This is a genomic window from Oceanotoga sp., from assembly GCF_030445905.1.
GTDB lineage: Bacteria > Thermotogota > Thermotogae > Petrotogales > Petrotogaceae > Oceanotoga > Oceanotoga teriensis.
Window position 1 is genome coordinate 1 of record NZ_JASUSU010000022.1, and the last position, 12,199, is coordinate 12,199.

General features: G+C 23.6%; 10 protein-coding genes and 1 riboswitch. Of the genes, 9 read left to right on the top strand and 1 reads right to left on the bottom strand.

Annotated features, from left to right (window positions below; all coding sequences use genetic code 11):
* Positions 1–123 precede the first annotated feature (123 nt).
* The 3 genes from PWP28_RS07740 (at position 124) to PWP28_RS07750 (ending at position 4,341) form a co-directional block, all read left to right on the top strand.
* A complete protein-coding gene (locus PWP28_RS07740) occupies positions 124–252 on the top strand; it encodes a hypothetical protein (RefSeq protein ID WP_264150290.1) in 129 nt (42 codons plus the stop codon).
* A 574-nt stretch (positions 253–826) separates the two neighbouring features.
* A complete protein-coding gene (locus PWP28_RS07745) occupies positions 827–2,557 on the top strand; it encodes an ABC transporter ATP-binding protein (RefSeq protein WP_308644526.1) in 1,731 nt (576 codons plus the stop codon).
* A complete protein-coding gene (locus PWP28_RS07750) occupies positions 2,557–4,341 on the top strand; it encodes an ABC transporter ATP-binding protein (RefSeq protein ID WP_264150288.1) in 1,785 nt (594 codons plus the stop codon). Before PWP28_RS07745 ends, PWP28_RS07750 begins: the two co-directional genes overlap by 1 nt.
* Before the next feature lie 39 nt (positions 4,342–4,380).
* Here PWP28_RS07750 and PWP28_RS07755 read toward each other — a convergent pair whose 3' ends face one another.
* Positions 4,381–5,040: a TVP38/TMEM64 family protein gene (locus tag PWP28_RS07755; RefSeq protein WP_109604509.1), complete on the bottom strand. Its 660-nt coding sequence runs from the start codon at positions 5,038–5,040 to the stop codon at positions 4,381–4,383.
* Between the two features lie 197 nt (positions 5,041–5,237).
* Here PWP28_RS07755 and PWP28_RS07760 point away from each other — a divergent pair, with 197 nt between their 5' ends.
* From PWP28_RS07760 to dapD, 6 genes are all read left to right on the top strand, one after another.
* Positions 5,238–7,439, top strand: coding sequence for a 5'-nucleotidase C-terminal domain-containing protein (locus tag PWP28_RS07760; protein ID WP_308644527.1), 2,202 nt, complete (start codon positions 5,238–5,240; stop codon positions 7,437–7,439).
* Positions 7,440–7,528: 89 nt separating this feature from the next.
* A riboswitch (Lysine riboswitch) is annotated at positions 7,529–7,704 on the top strand.
* Between the two features lie 70 nt (positions 7,705–7,774).
* Positions 7,775–8,767 (top strand): aspartate-semialdehyde dehydrogenase, encoded by a 993-nt coding sequence (locus PWP28_RS07765; protein WP_308644528.1) that lies wholly within the window; start codon positions 7,775–7,777, stop codon positions 8,765–8,767.
* On the top strand, positions 8,751–9,977 hold the full coding sequence (lysA, locus tag PWP28_RS07770) for a diaminopimelate decarboxylase (protein WP_308644529.1): 1,227 nt from the start codon (positions 8,751–8,753) through the stop codon (positions 9,975–9,977). Before PWP28_RS07765 ends, lysA begins: the two co-directional genes overlap by 17 nt.
* Positions 9,978–9,979: 2 nt before the next feature.
* Positions 9,980–10,858 (top strand): 4-hydroxy-tetrahydrodipicolinate synthase, encoded by an 879-nt coding sequence (gene dapA, locus PWP28_RS07775; RefSeq protein ID WP_109604513.1) that lies wholly within the window; start codon positions 9,980–9,982, stop codon positions 10,856–10,858.
* Positions 10,855–11,499, top strand: a complete 645-nt coding sequence (locus PWP28_RS07780) for a dihydrodipicolinate reductase C-terminal domain-containing protein (protein ID WP_308644530.1) — start codon at positions 10,855–10,857, stop codon at positions 11,497–11,499. Before dapA ends, PWP28_RS07780 begins: the two co-directional genes overlap by 4 nt.
* Positions 11,500–11,501: 2 nt before the next feature.
* Positions 11,502–12,197 (top strand): 2,3,4,5-tetrahydropyridine-2,6-dicarboxylate N-acetyltransferase, encoded by a 696-nt coding sequence (gene dapD, locus PWP28_RS07785; protein ID WP_308644531.1) that lies wholly within the window; start codon positions 11,502–11,504, stop codon positions 12,195–12,197.
* Positions 12,198–12,199: the final 2 nt, after the last annotated feature.

Genomic DNA, 12,199 nt, shown 5'->3' on the forward strand with positions numbered 1-12,199 from the left:
CTTAACAATTTAATTATAACCTATGGAGGTAAATATCCCTTTTAACATCGTTTAAAATTACTTTAAATAAACGTTTTTAGAATTTAGAAAGATACTAATAAAAAAATAAAAGGAGGTAGTACTATGATAAGATTATTGAAATTAAGATATTATATTTTAGCATTTGCGGGAATAGTGTCCCAATTTATCGCTAATTTGCTCAATCCTCAAAAATCATGGGATAGTTCTGCCTCGAAGGTTTTAATTTTTTAAACTAATATCAAAGGCCGTGACTATCTATAGTCACGGCCTTTTTTTGTATAAAAACCGTGACGAAATGGTCACGGTTTTTTTTATTAAAAATAATTAAGGGGATGATACAAATGATGAAAAAAGTGATTAAAAATTAATTAATTAGTTTTTTAAAAAATAAAGTTATATAAAAAATAATTTTTTTGAAATGATTATTGATTAGATTTAATTAAATTAAAGTTAACGGGAGGAAAAGAAATGAAAAGATTAAAATATTTAAATAAAGAACAAAAAAACGAATTAATAGATAAAATGAATCAATATAAAAACATAGTATATGAAATTACGCGAAAAATTTGAGGTGAAAATATGAATAAATACTTAGAAAAAATATTGAATAAAAAACAAAAAAAAGAAATAGAAAACATATATAAATACATTCATTATGATAATATAAGAAAATTCTAAGGAGATAGAGATATGAAAAAATTAAAATATATAGAAATAAAAAAAGATATAAAAAAAACTGAAATAAATATATTTCAAATACTAAAATATGAAGAAATAAAAGTTCAAAAAAAGGTGGCTTAATAAAATGTTTAAAATATTAAAATATTTAAAAAAATATAAATTATTTACGTTTATATCCATATTAGCAATGTTAGGGTTTACGGGATTAGATCTCTTAAACCCTTATATAACAAAAACTCTTGTAGATAAAGTATTTGTTGAACAACAATATGATATATTTTTAAAATTAATATTAATACTTATTGGAATAATGATATTAAAATCAATTTTTGCATATACGAGAGAATTTTTATTTGATTATATAGGAACTAAAGTTATGGGAGATATAAAAAAAGATTTATTTTCGGAAATGCAAAAATATGATTTTTCATTTTTTGATAATAAAAATACTGGAGAATTAATGTCAAGAATAGGAGAAGATGCAGAAAATATATGGAATGCTTTAGGATTTGGAATAGGATTTTTAAGTGAAGCAATAATTACATTTATATCAGCAACAACTATATTATTTTATTTAAATTATAAATTAGCTATATTAAGTGTAATTACAATGCCAATAATATTTTATTTAGCTTTAAAAATGGAAAATAAAATATCAAAATCCTATGATGAAATATCAGATCAAGCAGCAAAAATAAATACAACAGCACAAGAAAATATTTCAGGAGTAAGACTTGTAAAGGCTTATGCGAATGAAAAAAAAGAAGTATTAAAATTTTTAAATCTTAATAAACAAAATTATGATTTAAATATGAAAAAAACAAGAATATTTGGAAAATACTATCCAGCAATAGAATTAGTTGGAAATATGACTATGATAATTGTGATAATTTTTGGTGGAATGCTTACAATTAAAGAAGAAATAACTATAGGTACACTCTTAGCTTTTACAGAATATATATGGCTTTTAATATGGCCTATGAGAACTGTAGGAATGTTTATGAATGTTATTTCACAAGCTAATTCATCAGCAAGAAAAATCCAAAAGATAAAAGATTATGAACCTAAAATAGTAGATAATAAAAAAGATTTAGAAATAAAAGATTCAAAAATAGTATTTAACAATGTATGGTTTAAATATAATGATAAATATATATTAAAAAATATAAATTTGAAAATACAAAAAGGACAAACATTAGCTATAATAGGACCTACTGGATCTGGGAAAACTTCTTTAGTAAACTTAATTGCAAGATTCTACGAAATAGATAAAGGAAATATATATATAGACAATGAAGATATAAGAAATTACTCATTAAAAAAATTAAGAGAAAATATAAGTTATGTATTTCAAGAAAATTTTCTTTTTTCAGAATCAGTAGAAGAGAATATAAAACTTGCAGGAAATGAAAATGATATAAAATTAAATGAAATATTAGAAAATTCTGGTTCAAAAGAATTTGTAGAAAAATTAAAATATCAAGAAAAGACAATAATAGGTGAAAGAGGGCAAGGATTATCAGGTGGTCAAAAACAAAGGCTTACAATAGCGAGGGCTTTAAATAAAAATTCAAAAATTGTAGTGCTTGATGATGCAACATCTGCATTAGATATGGAAACTGAATATGAAGTATTAAAAAATATAAATAAATTAAATAAAGAGCAAATAAAAATAATAATAGCACATAGAATATCGGCTGTAAAAAATGCAGACCAAATAGTATATCTTGAAGATGGTGAAATAAAAGAAATTGGAACACATATGCAATTGATAGACAAAAAAGGAAAATATTATAATATATATTTACAACAATTTAAAGACTTTATAGAAGAAGAAATTGATGAGGTGATATAATGGCCTATAATGCAAGTAAATTAGATGAAAAAACGATAAGAATGTCTCGAAAAGAATTATTTAAAAGATTATTTTCATATTTAAAACCATTTAAAAAAACAATTATATTGATAACATTTGTTATGATAATAATAATGTTTGTAAATCTATTAAATCCATACATATTAAAGATATCTATAGATAATTACATAAAAAATTCTGATGTAAAAGGTCTTTTAATAATTGGGATAATTGGAATAATATTGAATATAATATCTTCAATATTATCTAGATATAGAATAGTAACAATGGGAGATATAACAAATAAGATAGTAGTGAATATAAGACATGATTTATATAAACACATACAAAAATTATCTTTTGATTTTTTTGATGAAAGACCTGTTGGAAAAATATTAGCGAGAGTAATAGGCGATATAAATTCATTACAAAATTTTTTCCATTCAATAATAGTTAATTTTTTTCCGGAAATATTGACCATAATAACAGTGACTATAATAATGTTAATAATGAATTATAAATTAGCAATAGTAACTTTATTAGTAATTCCATTGCTAATAATTACTTTGGCAGTAATTCAAATACTTGTTAGAAAAAGATGGGAGAACTTCAGAAAAAAAAGGTCTAATTTAAATTCATACACACATGAAGAATTTTCTGGAATAAAGGTAATACAAGCTTTTAATGCAGAGAAAAAAGCAGAAAATACATTTTTTAATTATGTAGATGAAATGGTAAATTCATTTATACATGCAGTAAGATTACAAGATTTTTTAGATCCTGCAATCTTTATTTCTCAAGGAGTTGGATTGGTGATAATATATACATATAGTTTTAATCTAATAAAAAATAATCAACTAACAATAGGAGAATTATTTGCATTTACATGGTATATGTCTATATTTTGGAGACCTATATTCAATATAGCTAATTTTTACAATAATTTAATAACAAGTTTTTCAGCAGCTGATAGAGTTTTTGAAATATTTAATATAAAACCATCAGTTAAAGATACAAAAGAAAATAAAATGCCTGAAATAAAAGGAGAAATTGAATTTAAAGACGTGAATTTTTCCTATGATAGAGAAAAAAAGGTTTTGAAATCTATAAATTTTAAAGTAAAAGAAGGAGAATCAATAGCACTCGTAGGTCCAACTGGAGCTGGAAAAACTACTATAATAAATTTGCTGAGTAGATTTTATGATCCAAGCGAAGGTCAAATACTTGTAGATGGTAAAAATATAAAAGATTATTCAATAGAAAGTTATAGAGAACAAATGGGAATAATGTTACAAGATACATTTTTATTTTCAACTACAATAAAAGAAAATATAATTTATTCAAACCCAAATATAAATGAAAAAGAAATAGTAAAATCATCAATAGCTATTGGTTCTCATACTTTCATACAAAATTTAGAAAAAAAATATGATACAAATGTAAATGAAAGAGGAACAAGATTATCAGTAGGTCAAAGACAATTAATTTCTTTAACAAGAGCTATGATAGCAAATCCAAAAATATTAATACTTGATGAAGCAACTTCAAACATAGATACAGAAACAGAACAAAAAGTCCAGCAAGGAATAAAAGAACTATTAAAAAATAGAACATCTTTCATAATAGCTCATAGATTATCAACTATAAGAGATTGTGATAAAATATTTTATATAGATAATGGAGAAATAGAAGAAATGGGAACACATATGCAATTAATGGAAAAACAAGGAAAATATTATGAATTATATATGACACAATTTAAATTTTTAAAAGAAGGAGTATAAAAAAAGTTGGAATTAATTCCAACTTTTTTTATTTTAAATTCAAATATTATCTTTAATTTTTTGAGTCACAAAATGAAGTAAAAAAATACTTCCAATTATAACTATAAATCCTATTATAGATAAAGTTTTCCCAGTTAAAAATCCTTTTATTATATCAGCAGCTAATGTATACAATAAAATATTTGGCATCATAGTAATCCAAGTCCAAAAAGCATATTTATAAAAATCAACTTTAGTCAATCCAAAAATATAATTCATTAAATTAAATGGAAAAATAGGAATTAACCGTGTAATTGCTATAAAAGTAGTTCCTTTTGAGGCAGTTAATTCGTATATTTTATTATAATTAGGTTTTTTAGACAAAAAATTTTTAATAGAATCTTGAGCAAAATACCTTGAAATTAAAAAGGCAAAACAAGCTCCCAATGTAGAGGAAAAAGAATTAATAAAAAAACCATAAAAACTTCCAAAATTAATAGAAGTTAAAACAAACAATATAGAACCAGGAACAGCCATTATAACAGCAATAATGAATATTATTGAATAAATAATAAAATTATTATTGGAGAAAGAATTAATGAAATTAAGTAAAATATTCAAATATTTCTCTACATCCATAGTGCTTCCAATGATCATAAAAAACAGAACTATTGATATTAACAAAATAGGTTTCCATAGTTCTCTAAAAAAGTCTTTCATAAAAAATACTCCCTTAACGAAAATATGATATATAATAGAATTATAACATAGAGATTAATAAAAAATATGGAATAAAATAAAAAATTTTAAAATTGTATAGTTGATACACTCATAAGGTTAATGTATAATTAATGTATATCAATTAAAAATATACTAAATTATAATATTATTCTAATGAAAATAAGGGGGAGATTTTTATGGCAAAGAAAAATAATAAAATATGGCTAATATTATCTATAATAATAGTTATTATATTGATAATATTATTCTCTGTATTAAATATGAATTCAAACAAGGAAGAACAGATAAAAAGTCAAAATGAAGATACAAATCTCCAAAAACTCTATGAAGATGATCAAAAAATAAATAATGAAATAAGTGATGAATCCACAGATGATAAATTAAAAATTGATGAAATAACTGATGAGTCTACAAATATACAACAAAAAATAGAATATTCAGATAACGGCAAAAAAATAAATATGATAATAATAGCTACGAGTGATATACATGGAAGATTTATGCCTTATGAATATGCTATAAGAAGTGAAAATAAAAAAGGATCATTAGCTCAAATTTCTACAATAGTTAAAGAAATAAGAACAAAAAATCCAAATACAATAGTTGTAGATGCTGGAGATACAATACAAGATAATTATGCTGATATATTTATAAATGAAACAAAAAATCCTATAATAGAAGCTATGAATTACATAAATTATGATGCTTGGATACTTGGAAATCATGAATTTAACTTTGGTATAGAACCATTAAAAAAAATAATTAAAGAGTTCAAAAATGAAGTAATTTCATCGAATATATATGATGAAAGTGGTAATAGACTTGTAAAACCATATACAATATTAGAAATAGAAGATGGAATAAAAATAGGAATAATAGGAACAACCCATCCGGATATAATGAAATGGGATAGAGAAAATTTAAATGGTTATACAGTTACAGATCCAGCAATAGAGACAAAAAAAATAATAAATGAAATTAAAGAAAATGTAGATTTTATATTATCTGTAAATCATATAGGAATGAAAACAGATGAAAAAGATATTACAGGAATAAAAAATATCCTGAATAAAAATCAAGAGATAGATGCACTTATATTTGGACATGACCATAAGAAAATTCAATCATATTATTATTCAAATGGTCAAATATATGAAAAACCACAAAATCAAATTAAAGAAAAAATGATTCCTATAATAGAGCCTGGAAAATGGGGAGAAACCTTAGCAAAAATAGAAGTTACTTTCACAAAAGAAAATGGAAAATATGAAATAAAAAATAGAGAAGAAGATATAAAAATAAGTTTAATAGACATACAGACAAAAGAAAAAACAATAGAACCGGATCCGGAAATTGTAAAAATATTAAAACCATACCATGAAAAAGCCTTAAAAGATGCTGATACAGTAATAGGAACTTTAATGGGAGGAGATCTTGTAGAACCAAATCAAATAGAAAATATACCTCAAGTATGGCTTGAACCATCAGCAATGATAGATTTAATAAATAAAGTTCAAATATACTATGCAAACAAATTAACAGAACAAAATGTTTTTATATCTGCTGCTGCTGCATTTAGAGAAGATGCAAATATAAAAAAAGGATCTATTACAAAAGCTGATATATCAAAAATATACAAATTTGATAATACTTTATATGTATTACAAATGACAGGTAAACAATTGAAAGAGTATATGGAATGGAGTGTAGAGTTTTATAATCAATATCAGAATGATGATTTAACAATATCTTTTACTCAAAGACCCGGATATTTGTATGACATGTTTACAGGAATAAAATATCAAATAGACATATCTCAACCAAATGGAAATAGAATAAAAAATTTAAAATATATGAATGATGAAGAAATAAAAGAAAAAGATAAAATAAATATAGCTGTCAATAATTATAGAGCTAATACACAATTATTGACTCCAGGGATAATATTTCAAGAAGAATTACCAAAAGTAATAGCAAAATCAGACTATACAACTTTATTAGAAGATGAAAATATAAGAGAAATGATAATAAGATATATAAAAGAAGAAAAAAATGGAATAATATTTCCAACAAAAGATGATAATTGGAATATAATAGGAAATAATTGGAATTTAGTAAAATGGCATAAAATGATGAAATTAATAGAAGATAAAAAAATAGAAGTAGATCCTTATACATCCGTAAAATGGGAAAATATAAAAGATCTTGCAAAAAATATAATCTTAAAATATAAAGTTATAAAAGGTGATTGGTTATTAAAAATTTCAAGAATGTATGGAATAGAATATATGAAAATAGCCGAAGAAAATAACATAAAAAATCCAGATTTAATATATCCAAATCAGATATTTACAATACCTGAAAATTATATTGAATAATAATGAAAAATATTTCAAAAAATCATATGTTAAAATTTAAGTAATGAAAAAGTCAAAATACTATGTTATTTATATATACATACAAGTAAATAAAAAACGGAGGCGCAATCGAGAAAAGTAAAATCATGGAGCATTGAGAAAAGCTTTGAAATGATTTGAAAGGCGAGATTGCCGAAGAAAATAGAATTCTCAAACTATTTTTTGGGTGTATGATAAACAATCATACAACTGTCACGAATCAATTTCGTGGAGAGCCGTAAAAATCATATAAAAATATTTTTTATATAATAAACTCTCTACGTTAATCGTAGAGAGTTTTTTTTGGAGGTGTAAAAATGAAAATAGCGGTAGTTGGTGCAACAGGAGCGGTTGGGGAAAATATGGTAAAAATATTAGAAGAATTAAAAATAAAAATTGAAAAAATAGATCTTTATTCAAGTTTAAGATCAAAAGGGAAAAAAATAAAATTTAAAGAAAAAGAAATAATTGTAAAAGAATTAAATCAAGAAAGTTTTAATGAGGAATATGATTATGTATTATTTTCTGCAGGAGCATCCGTATCAAAAAAATATGCTCCTATTGCTGCAAAACATGGAAGTGTAGTGATAGATAATTCATCGGCTTTTAGAATGCAAAAGAAAATTCCACTTGTAGTTCCTGAAATAAACAAGCATTTATTAAAAAAATATAAAGGAATAATATCAAATCCAAACTGTTCTACTATACAAATGGTATTAGCTTTGAATCAAATACAAAAAAACATAGGAATAAAAACGATAGTAGTATCAACATATCAAGCCGTTTCAGGTGCTGGTAATCTTGCAATAAAAGAACTTATTGAACAGTCAGGAAATATAAAAAATGATAAAAAAATATTTTCAAAACAAATAGACAAAAACTTAATACCAATAATAGGAGAAACATTAGAAAATGATTTTACAACAGAAGAAGAAAAACTTATAAAAGAAACAAATAAGATATTTAATTCAAAAATTCATATTATTCCTACTGCAATAAGGGTACCGGTTATTTACGGCCATTCAGAAAGTGTTTATATAAAAACAAAAAAAGATACAAATAAAGAAGAAATAAAAGAATATATATTAAAATCGGAGCATGTAAAAATATATGAAAATGATTTATTGACCCCTAAAGATGTTGAAAATAGTAACATAACATATGTAAGTAGAATTAGGCAAATAAAAGAAAAAGAATATGCATTATGGATAGTTGCAGATAATTTAAGAGTTGGAGCTGCAACAAATGCTATAAGAATAATGTTAGAGCATATGAAAATAAATGGTGTTGATCATGAAGAAAATATATAATGCTATAAAACAAATAAATAAAGTTGAAAAAACTCCATATTATATATACTCTCAAGAACAAATAGAAGAAAATATAAAAAATCTTCAAGAAGCATTTAATTGGGCAGATTTCAAAGAATATTTTGCAGTAAAAGCTACACCTAATCCTCATATATTAAAAATAATGAAAAATAAACAATGTGGTGTTGATTGTAGTGGAATAAATGAAATAAAACTTGCAAAAATGGTTGATTATAAAGGTCAAGATATATTTTTTACTTCTAATAATACAACAGAAGAAGAATATAAATATGCAATAAAAAATGAATGTATAATAAATATAGATGATTATAAACATATAACCATGATAAAAAAAATAAAGCAAAAACCAGAAACAATAAGTATGAGAATAACCCCACTTCTAAAAGTTGGAAATGGAATAATAGGAAATCCTGAACAGTCAAAATTTGGCAATACTCCAGAACAGATAAAAGAAGGTTTAAAACAAATAAAACAAATTGGAATAAAAAAAATTGGATTACATACAATGATGGTATCAAATGAATTAAAAATAGAAACTTTGTTAAAAGTATACAAATATATATTCGATTTTGTAAGTCAAATAAAAGAAGATTTAAAAATAGAATTAGATTTTATAAATTTAGGCGGTGGAATTGGATATAACTATGAAAATAGAGAAAAACAAATAGATATTCAAAAGCTTGGCAAAAAAACGCAAGAAATATATTCAAAAAGTTTTAAAAAATTTGAAAATACTCCAAAAATATATATGGAAAGTGGAAGATACATAACAAATAATGCCGGATATTTAATAACTAAAGTAATAAATATAAAAAAAACATATAAAACATATATTGGGGTAGATGCCGGAATGCAAAATCTTATGAGACCTGGAATGTATGGAGCATATCATGAAATAGAAATAATAAACAAAGATTTAGAACAAAGAAAAGAGAATATACAAAAATATGACATAGTTGGATCATTATGTGAAAACAATGATAAATTTGCAATAGACAGATTATTACCAAAAGTTCAAAAAGAAGATCTATTAATAATAAAAGATGTTGGAGCACATGGTTTTTCAATGGGATTTAATTATAATGCTAAATTAAAATCAGCAGAATATCTAATAGAAAAAGATAATATAAAAAAAATAAGAAGAAAAGAAACATTTGAAGACTATATACAAACTATAATGGAGGTATAAAAATGTTTAAAGGCACAGCAACCGCGTTAATAACACCTTTTAATAAAGAAAAAGAATTAGATATAAAAAACTTTGAAAAATTAATAAATGATCAAATAGAAAACAATATAAATGCACTTGTAATACTTGGTACTACTGGTGAATCGCCAACCATAAATGAAAAAGAAAAATATGAAATAATAAAAAAAGCTATCGAAATAACCAATAAAAAAATACCAATAATAGTAGGAACAGGATCAAACGATACAAAAAAAATTTTAAAAAATAATAAAATAGCTGAAGAATTAAATGCTGATGGATTATTAATTGTTACCCCATATTACAATAAAACTACACAAAATGGACTATATGAAAATTATAAATATATATCTCAAAATACAAAATTACCTATAGTACTATACAATGTACCATCAAGAACAGGATTAAACATAGAACCTAAAACTACAATAAAACTTTTGAAAAATATAGAAAATATAATAGGAATAAAAGAAGCAAGTGGAAATATATCTCAAATAAATAAAATATTAAATGAAAAGCCTAAAAATAAATACCTTTACTCTGGAAATGATGATCAAATAATACCTATAATGGCTAATGGTGGTGATGGAGTTATATCAGTTATATCAAATTTAATACCGAAACAAATATCAAAAATGACAGAAAATATTTTACAAAAAAAATATGAAGAAGCATTAGAAATAAATAATAAATATTTAAATTTAATGAATATGATGTTTGAAGAAGTAAATCCAATACCGATAAAATATGCTATGAGTTTAAAATATAAAACAGAAAACACATTAAGATTACCATTAATATCTGTTACTAAAGAATTAGAAGAAAAAATAAAAAAAGAAATGAAAAGAGTTGAAATAATATGAAATATGGATTAATAGGGTATAAAGGAAAAATGGGAAATTCGATAAAAAAGTTGATGGATGAAGAAAATCACCAACTTGTATATAAATTAGATAAAAACATAGAAGAAGAAATAGATATACCTCAATTAATAATAGATTTTTCAAATAAAAGCCTTATAGATAAGGTAATAGAAAAAACACAAAAATATAAATCAAAATTAATAATAGGAACTACAGCATTAGAACAAAAAGACATAGAAAAATTAAAACAAATATCTCAAAATACAGCTATAATACAAAGTTATAATTACTCTATAGGAATACAATTATTAATAAAAGCAGCTCAAATGATAAACAAACAAACACTAGATTGGGATAAAGAAATATCAGAAATACATCATAGATTTAAAGTAGATAAACCTTCAGGAACGGCAATAATGATAAAAAATTCTTTAGACCAAGAAATAAATATAACTTCTAAAAGATTAGGAAATGTATTTGGAGAACATGAAATAAATTTTTCTTCTCTTGAAGAAATAATAACTATAAAACATCAAGCACTTACAAGAGATGTATTCGCAAGAGGAGTATTAAAATCTGTAAATTATATAAAAGATAAAAAAAATGGATATTACACATTCAAAAATGTTATGGAGGGTTAAAAATGGACTCATTTCAAATAATAGAATATATATCAAATTCAGAGAAAAAAACACCTTTAAAAGTTTATCTAAAAGGCGACTTAAATTTTTTAGAAAAAGAAGAGAATTATTATGGTGATGAAAAAAATGGAATATTATTTATTGAAGAAAAAATTTTTCAAAAAATATATCAAGAAAATAAAGAAAAAATAAAAAAATTTAAAATAGAATATGATAGAAAAAATTCAGCTATACCACTTGCAGATTATTCAAAATATAATGCAAGAATAGAACCTGGAGTTAATATAAGAGAAATGGTTGAAATAGGTAGTAATTGTGTGATAATGATGGGTGCTGTAATAAATATAGGGGCAAAAATAGAAGAAAAAACAATGATAGATATGAATGTAGTAATTGGAGGAAGAGCACAAATAGGAAAAAATTGTCATATAGGAGCCGGAGCTGTAATAGCTGGAGTTATAGAACCACCAAGTGCTCAACCAGTGATAATAGAAGATAATGTGTTAGTTGGAGCGAATGCAGTAATATTAGAAGGTGTAAAAATAGGGAAAAATTCTGTAATAGCTGCAGGATCTATAGTTACTAAAAATGTTGAAGAAAATACTGTAGTAGCAGGAGTGCCAGCAAAAAAAATAAAAAAAATAGACATAGAAACAAAAAATAAAACTCAAATAATGGAAGAACTCAGAAATTTATAGGA